General features: G+C 51.4%; 18 protein-coding genes. 14 read left to right on the top strand and 4 right to left on the bottom strand.

What is annotated here, in order from left to right; translation table 11 throughout:
* The first annotated feature begins 24 nt into the window (after positions 1-24).
* From yihA to ABID13_RS00195, 3 genes are read left to right on the top strand one after another with little or no spacing between them, the layout of a single operon-like run.
* Entirely contained in the window at positions 25-606 is a 582-nt protein-coding gene (gene yihA / locus ABID13_RS00205; protein WP_007864012.1) for a ribosome biogenesis GTP-binding protein YihA/YsxC, read from the top strand.
* 20 nt (positions 607-626) lie between these two features.
* Positions 627-911 carry a DUF6506 family protein gene (locus tag ABID13_RS00200; protein ID WP_048930672.1) on the top strand — a complete coding sequence of 95 codons (285 nt, stop codon included), beginning with the start codon at positions 627-629 and terminating at the stop codon, positions 909-911.
* 16 nt (positions 912-927) lie between these two features.
* On the top strand, positions 928-1746 hold the full coding sequence (locus tag ABID13_RS00195; protein WP_045093271.1) for a metallophosphoesterase family protein: 819 nt from the start codon (positions 928-930) through the stop codon (positions 1744-1746).
* A gap of 29 nt (positions 1747-1775) precedes the next feature.
* On the opposite strand, the gene ABID13_RS00190 is transcribed toward ABID13_RS00195, so the two are convergent.
* The 4 genes from ABID13_RS00190 to ABID13_RS00175 all read right to left on the bottom strand — a co-directional run bounded on the left by ABID13_RS00190 (position 1776) and on the right by ABID13_RS00175 (position 5207).
* On the bottom strand, positions 1776-2294 hold the full coding sequence (locus ABID13_RS00190; protein ID WP_007864018.1) for a DUF4364 family protein: 519 nt from the start codon (positions 2292-2294) through the stop codon (positions 1776-1778).
* A gap of 33 nt (positions 2295-2327) precedes the next feature.
* Entirely contained in the window at positions 2328-3476 is a 1149-nt protein-coding gene (locus ABID13_RS00185; RefSeq protein ID WP_007864020.1) for an NAD(P)-dependent malic enzyme, read from the bottom strand.
* A 114-nt stretch (positions 3477-3590) separates the two neighbouring features.
* Positions 3591-4559 (bottom strand): CPBP family intramembrane glutamic endopeptidase, encoded by a 969-nt coding sequence (locus ABID13_RS00180; RefSeq protein WP_045093270.1) that lies wholly within the window; start codon positions 4557-4559, stop codon positions 3591-3593.
* Between the two features lie 45 nt (positions 4560-4604).
* The gene (locus ABID13_RS00175; RefSeq protein WP_197092203.1) at positions 4605-5207 is read right to left on the bottom strand and encodes a hypothetical protein; all 603 of its coding nucleotides are present in this window, start codon (positions 5205-5207) and stop codon (positions 4605-4607) included.
* Between the two features lie 246 nt (positions 5208-5453).
* On the opposite strand from ABID13_RS00175, the gene ABID13_RS00170 reads away from it, so the two are divergent.
* The 11 genes from ABID13_RS00170 (at position 5454) to ABID13_RS00120 (ending at position 20393) form a co-directional block, all read left to right on the top strand.
* Positions 5454-9041, top strand: a complete 3588-nt coding sequence (locus ABID13_RS00170; protein ID WP_007864026.1) for a DUF5717 family protein — start codon at positions 5454-5456, stop codon at positions 9039-9041.
* A 56-nt stretch (positions 9042-9097) separates the two neighbouring features.
* Entirely contained in the window at positions 9098-10321 is a 1224-nt protein-coding gene (locus ABID13_RS00165) for a DUF5716 family protein (RefSeq protein WP_048930673.1), read from the top strand.
* On the top strand, positions 10318-11130 hold the full coding sequence (locus ABID13_RS00160) for a hypothetical protein (protein ID WP_007864030.1): 813 nt from the start codon (positions 10318-10320) through the stop codon (positions 11128-11130). The genes ABID13_RS00165 and ABID13_RS00160 overlap by 4 nt, the downstream gene beginning before the upstream one ends.
* 56 nt (positions 11131-11186) lie before the next feature.
* Positions 11187-11675: a YbaK/EbsC family protein gene (locus ABID13_RS00155; RefSeq protein ID WP_007864031.1), complete on the top strand. Its 489-nt coding sequence runs from the start codon at positions 11187-11189 to the stop codon at positions 11673-11675.
* 411 nt (positions 11676-12086) lie between these two features.
* Positions 12087-14729 carry a valine--tRNA ligase gene (locus ABID13_RS00150; protein ID WP_048930674.1) on the top strand — a complete coding sequence of 881 codons (2643 nt, stop codon included), beginning with the start codon at positions 12087-12089 and terminating at the stop codon, positions 14727-14729.
* 32 nt (positions 14730-14761) lie between these two features.
* Positions 14762-16000 carry an AfsR/SARP family transcriptional regulator gene (locus ABID13_RS00145; RefSeq protein ID WP_048930675.1) on the top strand — a complete coding sequence of 413 codons (1239 nt, stop codon included), beginning with the start codon at positions 14762-14764 and terminating at the stop codon, positions 15998-16000.
* A 24-nt stretch (positions 16001-16024) separates the two neighbouring features.
* The gene (locus tag ABID13_RS00140; RefSeq protein WP_048930676.1) at positions 16025-16936 is read left to right on the top strand and encodes a DMT family transporter; all 912 of its coding nucleotides are present in this window, start codon (positions 16025-16027) and stop codon (positions 16934-16936) included.
* Between the two features lie 177 nt (positions 16937-17113).
* On the top strand, positions 17114-18490 hold the full coding sequence (locus ABID13_RS00135) for a bifunctional folylpolyglutamate synthase/dihydrofolate synthase (protein ID WP_040416703.1): 1377 nt from the start codon (positions 17114-17116) through the stop codon (positions 18488-18490).
* A 16-nt stretch (positions 18491-18506) separates the two neighbouring features.
* Complete coding sequence (locus ABID13_RS00130; protein WP_007864040.1) at positions 18507-18647, top strand: hypothetical protein; 141 nt, start codon at positions 18507-18509, stop codon at positions 18645-18647.
* 3 nt (positions 18648-18650) lie between these two features.
* Entirely contained in the window at positions 18651-19961 is a 1311-nt protein-coding gene (locus ABID13_RS00125) for a tetratricopeptide repeat protein (RefSeq protein ID WP_007864042.1), read from the top strand.
* A 90-nt stretch (positions 19962-20051) separates the two neighbouring features.
* Positions 20052-20393 carry an STAS domain-containing protein gene (locus ABID13_RS00120; RefSeq protein WP_007864043.1) on the top strand — a complete coding sequence of 114 codons (342 nt, stop codon included), beginning with the start codon at positions 20052-20054 and terminating at the stop codon, positions 20391-20393.
* Positions 20394-20397: the final 4 nt, after the last annotated feature.

Genomic DNA, 20397 nt, shown 5'->3' with positions numbered 1-20397 from the left:
CGGGAATGGTGAGGAGATTAATATATGATTATTAGAGACGTAAATCTGGAAACTGTGTGCGGCGTCACCAGCAAGCTGCCGGAGAATACTCTGCCGGAATTTGCATTTTCAGGCAAATCCAATGTGGGAAAATCCTCTCTGATCAATGCGCTGATGAACCGGAAGGCATATGCCAGGACTTCCTCATCGCCGGGGAAGACACAGACCATAAATTTTTACAATATCAATGACGCCCTGTACTATGTGGATCTTCCAGGATACGGCTATGCAAAGGTCGCCCTGGAAGCCAAGGAAAAATGGGGCAAGATGATCGAACGGTACCTGAAAAACTCATCCATGCTCAAGATGGTGTTCCTGTTGGTGGATATCCGCCATGAGCCGTCTGCCAATGACAAGATGATGTATGACTGGATCATCTACAATGGATATCATCCAGTGATCATTGCCACAAAGCTGGATAAGATCAACCGCAGCCAGATCCAAAAGCATGTAAAAATGATCCGCCAGGGGCTTGGGATGGAGAAGGAGGGGATCCTTATCCCGTTTTCCGCAGAGACCAAACAGGGGCGGGATGAGATCTGGGATCTGATTGAGAGCAATCTGTAATTGAGGGGGAGAAATGTGATATGAAATTTGCATTTATGATCATGGGTCAGTTTGACCCGGATACGGACAGGGCCCTTATGCATGGGGGAATGGTGCAGATGATCGGCGTGTCAAACATGGATGAGGCCTGCCGGACGGCCAGGCAGTTATGTGACCAGGGGGTGGACTGCATTGAACTCTGCGGCGCCTTTGAGGAAGAGGGAGCCCGCAGGGTGATCGAGGCAACAGGAAACAAGGTCCCGGTGGGATATGTGGTCCATCTGCCCTCCCAGGATCCTCTGTTCCAGGCACTGTTTGGGAAATGACCGGGAGGTACGATTGATGGAAGCGGGACCTATACGGGTGGCAGTCATGGCAGATACCCATGGCGTGCTCCGTCCTGAGGTGGAGAGGATCCTTGAGACCTGTGACATGGTCATCCACGCAGGTGATTTTGACAATCAGATGCTGTATCATAAGCTGGATGTCAGCCAGCCCCTGTTTGCGGTCAGGGGGAACAATGACAGGGGCTGGTCGGGAGGCCTTCCCAATGTGAAGCGGTTTGAGATCGGGGGAGTTAAGTTTATCATGGCCCATGAGAGGGTGGATATCCCCAGTTCCCTTCAGGGCGTGCAGGTGGCTGTCTTCGGTCATTCCCATATGTATTATCAGCAGGAGATTAGCGGAAGGCTTTGGCTGAACCCGGGAAGCTGCGGCTATAAGCGGTCCACCCTGCCTCTGTCCATGGCGGTGATGACCATTGAGGACGGAGCTTATGAGGTGGAGACTATCTGGCTGGAGAAGGGGTATGGAACTCCTGGAGCAGCCATGGCCCAGATGGAAAAGACCAAGGTGAGCAGGTACGAGAAACAGCAAAAGCGCTATAAGCAGAAGGCCTGTGAGAAGAAGGCGCCGGACCAGGACGGCCAAAAACAGAAAAAGCAAAAACAGGCAGATCCCGGAGAAGAGCGGGACCGCCTGTTCCTTATAGCCAAGATCCAGCGTTTGCGAAACGCCGGCCAATCCAGAACCTGGATTATAAAAAATCTTGGGACAGATTTAAAATACTGCGGTATGATCTATGACATCTGTGAGCGGAATCCGGATTTTAGTACACGGCAGATCCTGGACCTGCTCAAGGAGCATATCAGCTCCACCTAACATAGGACCGGCAGGATCATAAGACAAAGTCAGGATAGAAGAGAGCGCATTACATGCGCATAAATCTCCTGGCTTTTTGTTTTCCATGTATTGCACATGGATTCAGCCTGTTCTTTGTCGGGAACGGACAGATCCAGCCGTATAAGGGTGGTTTTGTTCTCGCGCACCTCGCAGTGTACAATGTAGTCCTGGTTGGTCCCTCTGTAAAAGTCGGCGGTGGTGCCCACCTCTTCCCTGAGACGGAACTTGTTTTCCTTCAGATACTGGTCCATGTCTTCTATGATGGCGGAGGAGATATTCTTGCCAAAGAAATTAAGGGTTTCCTCCCCTTCCTTGGTAATGTCATAGCGGGTGCTGTTGTGGCTGGCCTCCTTGCGGACCAGTCCGGCATCCTCCAGTTCGTTCAAGGCCTGTTGGAGTGTAAAATATGTGGTGTACTCATGCTCCGTAAAAAAGTTGGTCAGCTGAGCGTTGGTGAGAGGAAAATTCACCTGCTTTAACATATAAAGATTCATCAGTTTATATAAAGTCATAGGTTCAGTCAGCATATTATACACACTCCATCAGGTTATCCCTTATTCTCAGATATGATCCTTTACAGCCTGGCTTACCATGCGGGCAACCCTGGGGTCAAAGGCCTCAGGAAGGATATTGTCCTCATTCAGGTCCTTTTCATCCACCAGTCCCGCAATCGCGTTGGCGGCAGCCAGTTTCATCTCTTCCGTAATGGCAGTTGCCCGCCCCTCCAGGGCCCCCTTAAAGATCCCGGGGAATACGACCACATTGTTGACCTGGTTGGGAAAGTCGGAACGTCCCGTGCCAACCACCCGCGCTCCGGCAGCCTTTGCCAGGTCCGGCATGATCTCCGGAACAGGGTTGGCCATGGCAAATATAATGGCATCCTTGTTCATGGAGGCAACCATGTCAGAGGTCACAATACCGGGAGCTGAGACTCCGATCAAGATGTCCGCGCCCTTCATGGCATCTGCCAGAGAGCCTGTCCTGCGCTCCAGGTTGGTCACGTCCATCATCTTTTCCTGCATCCAGTTAAGGCCTTCGGCCCCCTTGCGCAGGATTCCCGATTTGTCGCACATGGTAATGTTGGGGAAGCCGTAGGTTAAAAGCAGCTTGGTGATGGCCACGCCAGCGGAACCCGCGCCGTTTACAACCACACGGCACTCTTCTTTTCTGCGGCCGGTTACCTTTAATGCATTGATGACACCGGCCAGGACCACAATGGCTGTTCCGTGCTGGTCATCGTGGAATACCGGGATATCCAGGCGTTCTTTTAAGGCTTCCTCGATCTCAAAGCAGCGGGGAGCAGCGATATCTTCCAAATTGATGCCTCCAAATGCAGGCGCGATGCGTACAACCGTCTCAATGATCTCTTCTGTATCCTGGGTGTCCAGGCAGATGGGAAACGCGTTGACTCCGCCGAATTCCTTAAACAGGACGGATTTCCCTTCCATCACAGGCATGGCGGCCAGGGGACCGATATTCCCAAGACCAAGGACCGCACTGCCGTCAGATACAACAGCAATGGTGTTGGACTTGATGGTGTAGAGATAGGCGGCCTCAGGGTCCTGGGCAATGGCCTTACAGGGCTCAGCCACACCGGGCGTATAGGCCAGGGCCAGGTCCTCCCTGGATGCTACCTTTGCTTTTGACACTGTTTCCAGTTTGCCTTTCCACTCTTCGTGAAGGAGCAATGCTTTTTCATTGGTTGTCATGATAAAATCCGTCCTTTTTCAATTTTATTTGTGGAATCAAAAAACACATTTTCCTATATCATAACAATTTTGACCAATAGAATCAAGTTCCTTTTCAGATAATAGCCAGTTGTTTTATTCAGATGACAAAGATTTGGAAGGAGCGGAGTCCGTGTCTGCAAGGAAGTCATAGGTGCTGTTTTTATAATAACGCCATACAAAGATAAAACCCAGCAGAGTCGCCAGGGTGGTGAGTATCCCTCCTTCAATCCCAAACATCCCGCCATTAAGCAGGTTGTTTGCGGTAAATTCCGTTTTCACCACTCCGGGAACCGTAAGTCCGCTGACCGGCATACCGTAGATGACGCCCTGAAAGGTATTCCATGTGAAATGATACCCCATGCACATCCACAGATTGCCTGACCGGATGAACATGTAGGAAAAGAGGATCCCCACCAGTATGATGTTTAAAATGGATAAAAAGGTCACATCCGGATTGGACAGATGGATCAGGCCGAATATGACAGAGGGCACCAGCGTGATGAAATAGAGATTCCGGCACCTGCGCAGGACTGCCATTAAGAATCCCCGGTTTAACAGTTCCTCGGCAGCGGCAACCAGAACAAAGACAAAGATCCACCAGAAGGTGAGGGCTGTGACATGGGGAACCCAGGATACCACGCGGCCATTGCCCACTGTAACGACCAGGAGAAAGACAATGGAACAGTTGATGATTCCAAGGGCCATGCCTGCCCATCCCTCACGCCTGCCCCGGTTACCTGTGGTAATCCCCATTTCTTTGCAGGGATGGCCCATGATCAGACGCCAGGAAATCAGCGGCACGGCGATCATGATGATTTCAGTGAGGATCTGCATGGCGATGGGCAGCACGGTATCATTGAGCCAGTTGGTAAAAGCAGACAGCTCGCCGGTGGCGGGATTGATATGGCCGGTTTGGACCAACAGGGCGCTGAGGGCCATAATGACCGCAGTACCGGAAAGAAACACAAAAACATAAAAGGCGGCCATTACCGCTAATATGATCCAACCGGAGCGGACCTCCCCGTACCGGTTCTTAAAAATTGGATTTCCATGATGAGTCATAATGAATTATCTCCTTTGATCAGTGTGATTTTAGTATATACGCAATCACTTCATGATACAAGTGCTGTTTGCATCCGGCCCGCCCAGCTTTCTAAGACAGTCCACCAGACGTGATGACAGGATAACGGTGGTGACTGTGAGAAATATTTCCAGGGCGCTGCTGACAATCCCTGCCACGGCCAGAAGCACGGCCGAGACCACTACGATCACGGCAAGGCCAAGGAGGAATGGCCGGTAAGCCCTGGGAGCGGAGGGATACTGGCTCCAGGAGACTAATGCTAAGAAGACCAGCAGCAGCACCGTGGACACAAATGCAAATATAATGTGCAGAAATGATTTTAAGGGCAGCTGCTCCGGCAGATAGGGGGTGGTGACCGCGCAGAAAAGAAGGAGCAGGGCGGCGGGGAGCAGCCGGGTTGCCAGCGGTTTTAGGCGGATCTGTTTTCGGATCGCCCTGTAGATCATGTAATAGTATACACCTACCATCACACCCCACAGAAAAAAAGCAAGTTTCCGGTCAATCAGGTTGCCGATCACGGAAAAGTTGGTGGTAAACCAGTTATAACCCCTGGTAAAAAGGATGGTGTAGGCTGGGATCAAGAAATAAGCTAGTATTTTTATCATCATGGTTGTAATTGGCTGCTGCATGGGCGGCAGCGGATTCCTTTGCAAATATCCGTCAATTATAAAGTAGACAGAGTGCGTAGTCAAATAAAAAAATTATGAACCGCAAGGAGATACGGTCCATGGCCGGCAGGGGGAAGGTTACTGTCTGGAATTTTGATAGTATTTACATAAAGATTCAATTAAAACTTTTAAAACATATTAAAATGTGGTATCATGTTACGTAAGTGTGAACAATATACACATAAGGATAAAGATACAGGTGGTACTATGAGGGAACGGATTAACCGTCTGGCCAGGGGAATTATTGACAGCGGGATTCCGGAACTGGTGCTGGCTCCGGATCAGTTGGAGACAGTGGTTCCGGCGGGTGAGGTCATCCGTGGTGAGATTGTGGTGAGCAGCGCCAACAATCTGCATATCAAAGGACTGGTGTACTCCAGCCATGAGAGGGTGCAGGTGGTCAACAATGCATTTGGCGGGCTGCGAAACCGAATAATATACGAAGTCAACAGCAGATATACAGAGCATGGGGACGTCATTAAGGGATCTTTTTATCTTGTCACCAACGCAGGTGAGAGGGAGATTCCTTATTCTTTGTGCGTTCAGGCCGGAAATACAGGGGATGTGTACGGCGCCCTTGCCACACCCAGGGATTTTGGGCTGCTGGCAAAACGGGATCTGGAGTCCGCTCTGAGGATGTTTGAATACCAGGATTTTACAGAAGCTCCCTTTATGAAGGACGCCCGCGTCCGTACCATCTATGAGGGGTTAAAGGGCAGGGCGGGCAGGAGGAATCTTCTGGAAGAATTTCTGGTGGCCCTCCATGTAAAGGAGCCGGTAAAGCTGACACTGGACACCAGAGGCCGGGTATATGAGAACCCGCTGGAACCGGTGGGGGATTTTATTGATATTGCTTCCAGCGGCTGGGGGTATGTGTCCGCAGAGATCGATGCGGACGTGCCCTTTGTTGAACTGGTAAGCCGGAAGATAACGGACCGGGATTTTGTCAACGGCAGATGCCGGGTACATTACAGGATCGTACCCTCAAGGCTTCATAAGGGCCGCAACTTTGGCCGTATCAGGATACGGTCCCTGAGGGAAGACTTTATAATAGAGATAGAGGCTGAGGGCGATACCACGGTGGATATCACCGGGCGGGGCCTGAAAGAGGGGGACATGGACAGGGAAAGCCTGTTCCGGTATCTTTCCCTGCGCCTGAATTACGAGACAGGAATCTATGAGCCGGCTCTGATACTGAACCAGATGACAAAGGAGGCGGAGCACCTGCGCGCCGGTTTCCCGGATGACGAGAGGACACGCCTTCTTCAGGCGGAGCTTTTGATCCTCAACGGTAAGACGGACAGTGCATCCATGGTGTTGGACGAGGCCAGGGACAGTGTATTGAGAAGACGCGAGGAACGGGTGGATATCTACTGCTTTTACCAGTACCTGCGCCTACAGGTTAAGCCTGACCGGGAACAGAAGGATTCCCTGGTCCGCTACATCAGGAAACTGCTGTGGGAGGACGGGGCGGTCAGGCCCTACCTCTTCCTTTTGCTGATCAGGCTGGATGAGACCATGGCCCAGAATCCTCTGAAGCTTTATGAATCCATGGCCTCCCTGTTTGAGAACGGGTGCAGCAGCCCGTTTTTGTACACCGCGGCCTGCAGGCTTTTGGAGGAGCATCCGGACCTTTTGGTGCATTTGGGTGATTTTGAGATACAGGTCCTGTATCTGGGAATACAAAAAGGCATGGTAGGCCGTCAGACCGCAGTGAAGGCTGCGGGGATGGCCCTGGGTATCAAGCATTACAGGAAACTGGTGGAGCGCCTGATGGTAAAGTTATATGATGCCTATCCCCAGGTCTGCCTTCTGGAGGCGGTGTGCAGCATCCTGATCAAAGGGGAGCGCAAATCAGGGGAAGCGTTCCTGTGGTATGAAAAGGCGCTGCAGCAGGGAGTGAACCTGACCAGGCTGTATGAATATTTCCTGTACTCCCTGCCCGGGGATTACGGCCATCTTCTTCCCAAGGAAGTGCTGCTGTATTTCTCCTATGACAAGGATCTGGACAGCCACAGCCGTTCCGTGCTCTACAGGAATATTTTACTGTATATGAATCCGGCATCGGAGCTTTATCAGACTTATACAAGGCATATGGAACAGTTTGCCATGGAGCAGCTGTTCTGCTCCAAGATCAACAGCCGCATGGCGGTAATCTATGAGCATATGATCTACAGGGATATGATCGATGTCCGGGTGGCCAGGGTGCTTCCGGGGATCTTAAAGTCATGCCGCATCAGGTGTGATGACCCAAGGATGAAGTATGTGATCGTGCGCTATGAGGAACTGGAAGAGGAGGAGGCATATCTTTTGGAGGACCAGGCAGCTTATGTGCCTCTGTTTTCCGACAGGAATGTCCTGCTGTTCCAGGACTCATACGGCAACCGGTATCTGGATGTAAAGCACTGGAAGGTCCCGGTGATGGATAAGCCGGAACTTTTGGACCAGTGCTACAAGGTATATCCGGGCCATCCCATGCTCAGGCTCAGGGAGTGCAGGAATATACTGGACAAGGGCGTGGAGACGGACCGCCATGCAGAACTTTTGGAAGAGGCCATGGTGCAGATGGAACTGTCTCCCGTGTTTGAATCAGCCATCCTTCAGGCAGTGACGGACTATTACTGCAAACGGGCGGTTGGGGACAGGGAGGGGACAGGAGGATTTAACTGCACCTACCTGATCCAGCTGGATAAAAAACGGCTGGGGGTAAAGCAGAGGCAGCAGATCTGCGAGACACTGATCAGCCAGAACTATATGCGGGAAGCATATGACATGATACGGGAGTATGGAAGCCAGTATATAAGCCCCAACCGGCTGATGAAGCTGTGCGCCAAGACGATCCTGATGCGCTTGTTTGACCAGGACGACCTGCTGCTGCACATGGCTTACCAGGTGTTCCGGTCAGGCGCTTATGACAGCGTCATAATGGATTACCTCTGTGAGCATTTTAACGGAACCGGGTCCCAGATGTATGAAGTGCTTATACAAGGGGTAAAGGAACATGTGGAGACCTATGATCTGGAGGAGCGTCTGCTCTGCCAGATGCTGTTTACAGGCAACTGTGAACAGATGGATTCGGTCTTTGAACTTTATATGAAACGAAAGGCCACCAGGGAGATCATTGTAAAGGCATACTTTACCCAAAAAAGCGTGCAGTATTTTCTGGAAGGCCGGGAGATGGACCAGCGCGTGTTTGAGTACTTAAAGCATGCGGTGGCCGGTATCATTGAAAAGGACAGGATGCCCACTATTTATCTGCTGGCACTGACGCGCTATTTTTCAACCCTGGATCGGATCGATGAGGAGGATACGGCTCTGTGCAGGAGCATGATGTCCGTCTTGCTGGAGGAGAGCCTGGTATTCCCTTATACCAGGGAATTGTCCAGACATATTCCCATCCCTGAGGATATCATGGACAAGGCCATGGTGGAATACAGGGGCAAAAAGGACGGGCATCCCGAACTTCAGGTCAGGATCCTGCCCGAGGAGACGGATTGGCACGGCGAGGATTTCAGAAGGGTGTATCAGGGAATCTATGTAAAACAAAAAGTACTCTTTGAGGGTGAAACCATGGAGTACAGAATATATGACCATGTGGATGGAAAACGCATATTGGCGGCAGAAGGACAGGTGGAGTGCGACCATAAGCTGGAGGGCAAGGAGAACAGCCGTTTTGCCTGCCTCAACGAAATGGGGACCGCATTGAAGGAAAGGGACAGCAGCAGGCTGTCCGATGCAATGGAGGATTATCTCAAAAAATCAGCCGCACTTGGCAGGCTGTTCCCCATTGAGTAAGTGTTCCACACTGAATTTCAGGCACATCCCAGAGTAAAGTTATGGAGGAGTCGTCTATGGACGGGCTTGTGATTGGATTGGATCTGAATGATGATTACACTCAGATCTGTTGTTATGATAAAGAAAAGTCCTGGACCATTCCTACGGTGATCTGCCGCAGGAAGGAAGAGGAAACCTGGCTCTCAGGGGAGGACGCTTACGCAGCTACTCTCCTGGGGGAAGGGGTTATTGTAGATAAGCTTTTAAAGCTGGCTGCAAAGGATGGGACATCCACCATTGGAGGTATCTGCTACAGCGGAAGCACGCTTTTGAAGCTGTTTATCCAGAAGATGCTGGAATACCCCAAAAAAGAGTTTGGCAAGGACAAGGTGGCGCAGCTGGTCATCACGCTCCAGAATGTGGATGCAAGGCTTTTGGATACCCTGATGTACTGTGCGGATTTCCTGGGGATACCCAGGGAACGGGTTCATGTGATCAGCCATACGGAAAGCTTTATCTATTATGTGCTGAGCCAGAAAAAGGAACTTTGGACCAACCAGGTGGGGCTGTTTGAACTGTCCTCAGAACGTCTGTGTTATTATGAGATGAAGGTCATCAGAGGCATGAGAAGAAACATGGTACAGGCCGAGGCGCAGAACCAGGAGGAGGCATTTAACCTGGATATTCTGGATTCTCCCTCGGGAAGCAAGCTGGCTGACAAGATACTTTGTTCCTGCGGCGAAAAGCTTCTCAGCAGAAAACTCTTTTCCACGGTGCTTCTCACCGGAAAAGGATTTGAGCGCCAGGACTGGGCCGGCGGTTTTATGAGACTGGCATGCAACAGGAGAAAGGTATTTGTGGAGTCCTATCTGTTTGCCAGAGGGGCTGCCTATAAGGGGGCGGATTACACCCACGAGGATACATCCTACCCCTATATATTCGTGTGCGAAGGCAGGCTCAGGGCTGAGGTGGCCCTGAAGGTACTGCGCCGGGGCAGGGAAAGCAATCTGGTAGTGGCCTCTTATGGGGATAACTGGTATGAGTCAAAAAGCTCCCTGGACCTGATCGTGGATGGGCAGAATGAGATTGAATTCACAATCACGCCCCTGGATTCCAAGAAAAAGAAACTGGTGCGGATCCCTTTAAGCGGATTTCCGGAACGGCCGCCCAGAACCACCAGAGTTGAGCTAAAGGTTGGATTTACTGATGAGGAAACCATGATGATGGTGATAGAAGATAAAGGATTCGGGGAACTTTTCCCGGCCACCAAAGCTGTGGTGAAACAAGAGGTAAGCTTATGAGTTTGATACTTTGCAGGCATGAGCCGGTAGAACATCCCTACTATATTGATGTGTTGGGAATCCATATCCACTCTTCCCAGGAACTGTGTTATGTGATCTACAACCATCCCATCCTTGTGATGGATGATTTTATGGATGAGCTTCTCATTGAATTCATACGCAGGGAGCTGGATATGGATTATCTGGCAGGCAGGATGGAGAAGCTGATAGAGACAGGCAGCCGTTCAGAGGACGTGCTCATGCTGTTTTTGTCGGAATGCGATTATTACAGTGATAAGGAAATACAGAAGTTTAAGCAGACCGTGGCCGCTCTCCGGGCCCTGCATCCGGCGGAATATGAAAAGGAGAGGGCGGACTATATGTTCCGGGCCCGCCAGTACGGCAAGGCGGCCCAGAGATATACCAAGGTTCTGGAATATCCAAAGGACAAAAAGGTGGACGACCTATTCCTGGCCAGGGTCTACAATAACCTGGGTGCGTCCTACGCCATGATGTTCCAGTTCCGCAGGGCTCTTGCGTCCTACGATAAAGCATACGGCCTGGGAAAGGATCTGGATGTGCTGAAACGGATCTATTTCCTCTCTGTCTTTTCGCCGGAGCTGGATGTGAAGGAGCGCTACCAGTCCATTTTTACAGAGGAGCTGAGGAGCCGGTGGAAAAAGGAGATGGATGCGGCCAGCCTGGACGCCGGACAGGATGAGGAGGTAAGGGCCCTGCGGGCTTTGTTTAAAAAGGATCCCATCAAGCGCATCAACGGGGCGGCCCAGATGGTGCAGCGGTGGAAGCAGGAGTACAGGATGATGGTTTAGGTCCCTGGTGATGCTGGTTTGACGGGACCGTATCGGATCAATGGAGGTAAAAGGACATGGCATTTGACATTGCAAAGGAACATCTTGAAAAAATGGGGCTGGAGGACAGGATTTATACCTTTGAGGTTTCCAGCGCCACGGTGGAGCTGGCGGCCTCGGCTGTGGGATGTGAACCGGCCCGAATAGCCAAAACGCTTTCTTTTATGGTGGAAGGCGGACCGGTGCTCATCGTGGCGGCAGGGGACGCAAAGGTGGACAACCACAAATATAAAGAACAGTTTAAGACAAAAGCCAAGATGCTCTCACCGGACGAGGTGACAGACCTGGTAGGACACAGCGTGGGCGGCGTATGTCCCTTTGGTGTGAAGGAGGGGGTAAGGGTTTATCTGGATGAGTCGTTAAAGCGCTTTGACGCAGTGTATCCTGCCTGCGGAAGCGCCAGCAGCGCGGTCCGGCTGTCCATACCGGAACTGGAAAAGGCCTCCGGTTATTTGGAGTGGATCGATGTGTGCAAAGCCTGGCAGACGGCAGTGATGGCCAGCTAAGCCTGCGGCTTAGTCTATCGCTGAGCTGCAAAGATGAAAACAGCTTGACAAATGGTAAAATAATCTTTATGATTGTTAAGTAAATCAATGAGATCAAAGGTTATGAGGAAGAGGAGTACACCATAACAGCCGACAGAGAGGGAGGCCCATGGGCTGAAAGGTATCCCGGGTGGATGGATGGTGGAAGGTAGCTTCTGAACCGGGACGGTGAAGGAACCGGGAGTTGTGGCTCCTGGGTTTTGTGTAACTGTCTGACGGGCGGCTCCGTTACAGGCTAAAGAGATTGCCGGATGAAGAGGTGCTTCCGGCAGAATAAAGGTGGTACCGCGAGTTATTCGCCCTTTGCACGGCTGATGCAGCCGAAGGAGCAAAGGGTGTTTTTTATTTCATAGGGAAAAAGGAGATTAAAAGATGAAGGAACTGGAAAAAACCTATAATCCGGCGGCCATAGAGGACCGTCTGTACGAGAAGTGGTTAAAAGGAAAATATTTCCATGCAGAGGTGAACCGCAGCAAAAAGCCCTTTACCATTGTTATGCCCCCTCCCAATATCACAGGCCAGCTTCATATGGGACATGCCCTGGATAACACCATGCAGGATATATTGATCCGTTATAAGAGAATGCAGGGATATGAGGCGCTGTGGCAGCCCGGAACGGACCATGCAGCCATTGCCACCGAGGTCAAGGTCATAGACAAGCTGAAAAAAGAAGGTATTGACAAAAGAGATCTGGGACGGGATGGATTCCTGGAGGAGTGCTGGAAGTGGAAGGATGAATATGGGACCAGGATCGTGAATCAGCTTCATAAGCTGGGTTCCTCCGCAGACTGGGACAGGGAGCGGTTTACCATGGACGAGGGCTGCTCCGATGCGGTCCTGGAAGTCTTTGTAAAGCTTTATGAAAAGGGATATATCTATAAGGGATCCAGGATCATCAACTGGTGCCCGGTCTGCCGGACTTCCATCTCAGACGCAGAGGTGGAGCATGTGGAGCAGGACGGCTTTTTCTGGCATATCAATTACCCGGTGGCAGGTGAACCTGGAAGGTTTGTGGAGATCGCCACCACCAGACCGGAGACCATGCTGGGCGACACGGCAGTGGCGGTGAACCCGGAGGATGAGCGTTACAGCGACATTGTGGGTAAAATGTTAAAACTTCCTCTGACAGACAGGGAGATCCCCGTGATCGCCGATGCTTATGTGGACAAGGAGTTTGGAACCGGCTGTGTTAAGATTACCCCGGCCCATGATCCCAATGACTTTGAGGTGGGAAAGCGCCACAACCTGGAGGAGATTGTTATTTTAAACGATGACGCCACCGTGAATGTGGACGGGCCATATAAGGGAATGGACCGCTATGAGGCAAGGAAGGCCATTGTGGTCGACCTGGAAAAGCAGGGCTTGTTAGTGAAGGTGGTTCCCCACTCCCACAATGTTGGAACCCATGACCGCTGCAAGACCACGGTAGAACCCATGGTAAAGCAGCAGTGGTTTGTGAAGATGGAGGAGATGGCCAAGCCGGCCATAGAAGCCCTTAAGAACGGAAGCCTGAAATTTGTGCCCGAAAGCTTTGGAAAGACATATCTCCACTGGCTGGAAGGGATCCGCGACTGGTGTATATCCCGCCAGCTCTGGTGGGGACACAGGATTCCTGCCTACTACTGCCAGGAATGCGGCCGTATCGTGGTTGCAAGGGAAGCGCCCCATACCTGTCCGGACTGCGGGTGCACCGCCTTTAAGCAGGATGAGGATACCCTGGACACATGGTTCTCATCTGCCCTGTGGCCTTTTTCAACCCTGGGATGGCCGGAAAAAACAGAGGACCTGGATTATTTCTATCCCACGGATGTGCTGGTTACCGGATACGATATTATCTTTTTCTGGGTGATCCGCATGGTGTTCTCCGGCATTGAACAGACCGGCCGGAACCCGTTCCACACGGTTCTGATCCACGGCCTGGTAAGGGATTCCCAGGGCCGCAAGATGAGTAAGTCCTTGGGGAACGGCATCGACCCGCTGGAGGTCATTGACAAGTACGGCGCAGATGCCCTGCGCATGACCCTGATCACGGGAAATGCACCTGGCAATGATATGCGTTTTTACTGGGAGCGGGTGGAGAACAGCCGCAATTTTGCAAATAAAGTGTGGAACGCATCACGTTTCATTATGATGAATATTGAAAAGGCGCCGGATATAAGCGGTGTGGACGCGGACAGCCTTACCATGGCAGACAGATGGATCTTGTCCAAGGTGAATACGCTGACAAAGGATGTAACGGAAAACCTGGATAAATATGAGCTGGGGATCGCTCTTCAGAAGGTTTATGATTTTATTTGGGAAGAATTTTGCGATTGGTATATTGAAATGGTGAAGCCCAGGCTGTACAATGAAGAGGACGGGACAAAAGCAGCGGCGATCTGGACGCTGAGGACTGTCCTGATCCAGGCTTTAAAACTCCTTCACCCATTCATGCCATTTGTTTCCGAGGAAATATTCTGCAACCTTCAGGAAGAGGAGGAGACCATCATGGTTTCCCAGTGGCCCGCATACAGGCAGGACTGGGACTTCAGGGAGGAGGAAGGGTCCACGGAAACCATTAAGGAAGCGGTGCGGGCCATCCGCGGCGTCCGCACATCCATGAATGTACCGCCCAGCAAAAAGGCCACCGTGTACGTGGTTTCTGAGGATGAGGGACTGCTGTCCGTATTTGAGCACAGCAGAAGCTTTTTTGCAACCCTGGGATATGCGGGAGAAGTCATACTGCAGAGGGATAAGGCGGGAATCGCCGAAGACGCGGTATCTGCCGTGCTCCCCAAAGCGGTCATCTATATGCCTTTTGCCGAACTGGTGGATATTGAGAAGGAAGTTGAACGGCTCAGGGCTGAAGAAAAGCGCCTGGCAGGAGAACTTGCCCGGTCTAACGGCATGCTGAACAATGAGAAGTTCGTAAGCCGCGCACCGGAAGCCAAAATAGCTGAGGAAAAGGCAAAGCTTGAAAAATATACACAGATGATGGAACAGGTAAAGACACGTCTGGCACAGCTTCAGAAGTAGGAAAAGTACCGGACAGAGAGGGAGAACAAAGCATGATTGATACATCAGGAAACAATCCGGTGATCCAGGTGAACATGTTCGGAGGATTCACCATCACCATGGATAACAGAACCATGAGCGACAGCGATAACCGCTCCAGGAAAGCCTGGAGCCTGCTGAGCTATCTGATCGTCAACCGGCGCAAGGATGTGAGCATTAACGAACTGTTCAATGCCATATGGCAGGAAGGGATGCAGGACAATCCTTACGGGGCTTTAAAGACCCTGGTTTTCCGGGTGCGGAAGATGATGGAGGCTGCAGGCTTTCCCTCTCAGGAACTGATCCTGAACCAGAAGGGGGCCTATATGTGGAACCCCTCCTGGAAGCTGACCATTGACACGGACCGGTTTGAGTTTTTGTGCAAGCGCATATTAAACTCCCAGGATGACATGGGAAATCTGGAACCGGAGTGGAGGGAGGCCCTTGGACTTTACAAGGGCACCTTTCTTCCAAAGTCTGCGGATGAAAGCTGGGTCAATCCCTTACATACATATTACCACTCCCTTTACCAGAAGCTGGTACGGGCTGTCTCGGAAGATCTGATGGAGCGGGGGGACTACGCACAGGTGGAGGAAATCTGTACACAGGCTGTTTCCATAGACCGGTTTACAGAGGATTTTCATTATTATCTGATCTATGCGGCTTACAAAAAAGGTGACCAGAAAAAGGCCCTCCAAAATTACAGGGATACCACGGAGATGTTCTACCGTGAGCGGCTGATGACCCCCTCGGAGCGTTTTAAGGAAATGTACCGGGTGATCAGTGACAGCGAACAGGAAGTGATCACGGACCTGAATGTGATCCAGGAGGCCCTGGGCCGTACCAGTAGCTGCGGGGAGGAGAAAAACCGGGGCGCTTACCAGTGCGAATACGCCGTATTCAAACGTCTGGTGCAGCTGGAGAGGCGCGGGGTGGAACGCAGCGGCGATTCGGTTTATCTGTGCCTGCTCACCGTGGGTGACAGGAAGGGGCGCACCTTAAAGCCGGAGATACAGGCCAGGGCCATGGAACGTCTCAGGAATGTGATCAACAGTTCGCTGCGCTCCAGCGATGCATTTGCCCGCTATAGCGTCAGCCAGTTTATCATCCTGCTGCCCTCAGCCACCTATGAGAACGGGGAGCAGGTCATGCACCGCATCCTGTCAGCCTTTAACAAGGCCTATGTGCGCAAGGATGTGTCTGTTTCCTACAGCCTGAATGTGGTGCTGCCCCAGGAAGAAATCTTACAATAAAATTACAGCGAGGTTATAACTAACATGAAGATGAGAAATGCGGTCCTGCTGCTTTTGACAGCCACCATATGGGGAGTTGCATTTGTGGCACAGAGCGTGGGAATGGACTATGTGGGTCCGTTGACATTTAACTGTGTCCGAAGCCTGATCGGTGGAGTGGTTCTGCTGCCATGTATTTGGTATTTTGACAGGAAGCGGGCGAAAATGCAACAGACCGTATCCATACCGGGAGCCGGAAAGACATTGGTGACCGGAGGCGTCTGCTGCGGTGTGTTCCTGTGTCTTGCCAGCAATTTCCAACAGTTCGGCATACAGTATACCACGGTTGGAAAAGCGGGATTTATCACCGCCTGCTACATTATCATTGTTCCGATCCTGGGACTGTTCTTTAAAAAGAAATGCAGCCCTGTGATCGTGGGCGCAGTGGCGCTTTCCGTGGCGGGATTGTACCTGCTGTGCATGACAGGAGGCGACCTGTCGGTGAACAAGGGCGACCTGCTGATGCTGGTCTGTGCCGCCCTTTTTGCAGTGCATATCATGATCATTGACTTTTTTTCACCGGTGGTGGACGGAGTTAAGATGTCCTGCATCCAGTTTTTTGTGTGCGGCATACTTTCGGGAATGGGAATGCTCCTGTATGAGACACCGGATATGGGGCAGATCCTGGCCGCATGGGCACCTGTGCTCTACGCAGGCGTCATGTCATGCGGTGTGGCTTACACCCTGCAGATCATCGGGCAAAAGGGAGCGGACCCCACGGTGGCGTCCCTGATCCTCAGCCTGGAATCCAGCATATCCGTACTGGCGGGATGGGCCATTCTCAACCAGAAGCTTACGGCCAAGGAGTTAACCGGCTGTGTCCTGATGTTTGCAGCCATTATCCTTGCACAGCTGCCCGTGGGCAGAAAGTCTGCGGCTAAGGCACAGGAGGCATGACGGCACGCGCCAAAGCAAGCAGATCCGTGAACATATAAAGCAAGGCTTGTCGGTTGGTGACGAACCCTGGCGAGAATATCCGGTTGATAATTACATAAAATTGGGTTAATATTATAAAAGCCTGTCTCTGGATGATCAATGGTCCATGGCAGGCTTATTAGAAAGAATGGTAATGAAATGGGAAGAGCAGAGGAATATTTGAATCAGATTCCTATGTGGACCAGAAAAAAGAATTCTCTGGAAGATGTCAGAAGCGTGCTGAATGCCATGGGCGCGCCTGACAGGGATATACCGGCCATCCATGTGGCAGGGACCAATGGCAAAGGCTCCGTGTGCGCCTTCCTTACATCCATGCTCAGGGAAGCAGGGTATCGGACAGGCACCTTTATTTCTCCTCATTTAGTGGAAGTAAGGGAGCGCTTTTTGATCAATGGGGCCATGGTGGGGGAACAGGACTTTGAGGAAGCCTTTGAGACTGTTCTCAGGGTCAGCCAAAGAATGGTGGAAACGGGCAAATGTCATCCCACTTTTTTTGAATTTCTTTTCTATATGGCAATGGAACTGTTTAAGAAACAGGAAGTGGATGTGATGGTCCTGGAAACCGGGATGGGAGGAAGGTTAGACACTACCAATGTGCTGGAGCACCCCTGTGCCTGTGTGATCACGTCCATCAGCTTAGACCACACCAAGTATCTGGGGGATACCCTGCAAAAGATTGCGGCAGAAAAAGCGGGTATTATCAAAAGCAGCGTTCCTCTTATATTTGACGACAACCAGCCCCAGGTATCCACGATCCTTGAGGGCTGCGCATTCCGCCGGGGCGCTGCCCGCTATCCTGTGGGCAGGGAAGACTACCGTGTGGAAGGTGTGGGGGAGGACGGGCTTACGGTCAGTGCCAGGATGAAGGATGATAAGCGGTTAAAGATCCAGATCCCTTTTGAGGCGTTTTATCAGGCGGAAAACGCCATGCTTGCCGTGCGTACCCTGGATGTGCTGAGACACACGGGGATGAGGTGCAGGAAGCACAGCCGGGTTTTAGGCCATAAACCTGAGGGAGCGGCCGGAGCCATTACGTGGAATATTACGGATGAGCAGATCGTCCGGGGGATCAAAAAGACCATGTGGCCGGGGAGAATGGAGCAGGCGGCCCCGGGCGTCTATCTGGACGGGGCGCATAACCCGGGAGGGATCGGAGCTTTTATACAGACTGCCCGGGAGATAGCAAAGCGGTTGGGGAAACATCCCTATCTACTGTTTGCGGCTGTGTCGGACAAGGATTACGGGGAGATGGTGTCCCAGCTCTCCAAAGGAATTGCCTGGGAGACCATTGGAGTGGTTCATATGAACAGTGACCGTGGCTTGTCCTCGGAAGCGCTGGCCAGGGAATTTGAGAAAGACACGGATTGTCCCGTCCTGTCCTTTGAGGACACAGGGACAGCGGTGAGAAGGATGAGGGAGATCAGCGGGGAAGGGGTATTGTTCTGCGCAGGATCCCTGTACCTGATCGGGGAGATCAAAGCAGCTTTGGAGCGCCTGAAACAGAAGGGCGCCTGAAAGGAGTTGAACATACATGATTGATTTTGAAGAGGAAATTGAGCGTTTTAAGCCGAGCCTGGATGTGGAGGAAGTGGAGGACGCCATTGTAAAAAGTGATTTAACGGATATGACTGACATCATGATGGAACTGATTAAAGAGAGAGGCGAAAAGTAAGCGGTGAATATAGACTATGGAAGAAAGAACCAGCAGATCGCCAACAGCTTCTATAATCTGGGCCTGGAAAAGGCAAAGATCAGGGATCTGTCCGGCGCGGCCCAGTGTCTGAAGAAAAGCCTTCATTTTAATAAATTTCAGACGGACGCCCGTAATCTGCTGGGCCTTATATACTACGAGAACGGGGAGGTGGCCGATGCCCTGGTACAGTGGGTCATCAGCCTTAACCTCCAGCCTGAGGGAAACCTGGCCGACCATTATCTGGATGAGATCCAGAGAAAACCGGGACAGCTGGAGCGCGAGAGCCAGAATGTGAAGACATTTAACCAGGCCCTGTGGCACGCACAGAATGGAAGCGATGACCTGGCTATCCTGCAGCTGGCAAGGGTGGTGGAGTCGAATCCCCATTTTGTGAAGGCCCATCTGCTGCTGGCCCTGCTGTATATGAGCAGGGAGGATTACAACAAGGCGGGCCGCTCCCTGTACAAGATCCTTCAGATTGACAAAAGCAATCAGAAAGCCCTTTATTATATGTCCATTGTAAAGCAGAACACGGGCAGGGCGGACGCGGAAAAGAGGAAGATGGTAAAAGCGTTTTCCCACAGGCAGATGGAGGATGATGATGTGATCATCCCTAACAGCTACAAGGAGAGCACCGGGCTTTCCACCATCCTCCATATTATTATAGGCCTGTTTTTGGGGGTGGCGGTCTTCTTTGTCCTGATCCTTCCGGCCAGGACAAAGGCTCTTAACAGCGAGAAGAATCAGGAGATCATTGCCTACAGCCAGAAGCTGGGCAATGCCAACCAGCAGTACGATATGCTGAAATCAGAGTATGATAAGCTGGATGCCCAGGCCAAGGAAGTGCAGTCAAGGCTGGATGAGCTGACCAACGGCAATACCAGTGTCATGGCCCAGTACCAGGGGCTTATATGGATCCTCCAGAATTACAGGACAGGGGATATGGTGACGGCGGCCAAATCATTTGCTGAAGCCAGCTTTGACCTGATCGAGGATGAGAACATACAGGCCATTGTGGAAAGCATACGCCAGGATATGACGGCCAATATCTATCAGACCCTGGTGGAACGCGGCCTTACCCTTTGGAACGCGGGCAAGAAGACAGAGGCCATGGATTATTTCCAGGCCAGCCTTACCATCAGGCCGGACAACCCGGAGGCTCTTTTCTATGTGGGCCGTCTGTACCAGGATGCCGGTGATATGGACAATGCCAATACCATGTTTGACAAAGTGGTAAATGAATTCCCCAGTTCTGATTATGTGGACAGGGCAAGGAACGCCAGAGGATATTAACACAGTAAGATACTACAGAAGATAAGTTTTATACGTCTTTTGTAGTATCTTTTTTTATTATTACATCGCATAAGAAAGGAGTATGAGAGCATGGATCATACAATGTTTACCTATGAAGCCAGGGAACAGACGCTGGTCATCCATCTTCCAAAGGAACTGGACCACCACAATTGCAGGAATCTGAAAAGCGATACGGATCTGCTTCTTGACGAAAATTATATTAACAGGATCGTGTTTGATTTTACACACACATCTTTTATGGATTCCTCGGGGATCGGAGTGCTGCTGAGCCGTTACAAACAGATGGCCGCAAGCAGGGGGAAGGTGGCTTACTATGGGGCGGGAGCCCAGGTGAGGCGGATACTGGAAATGGGCGGGATGAACCGTCTGATACAGGGCTATGACGACAGGGAATCGGCCCTTAAGGGATGAAAGG

This window comes from Enterocloster citroniae, from assembly GCF_040545455.1.
Classification (GTDB): Bacteria; Bacillota; Clostridia; order Lachnospirales; family Lachnospiraceae; genus Enterocloster; species Enterocloster citroniae.
The sequence above is the reverse complement of the archived record's forward strand: the minus strand, read 5'-3'. Positions and strand labels throughout refer to the sequence as shown.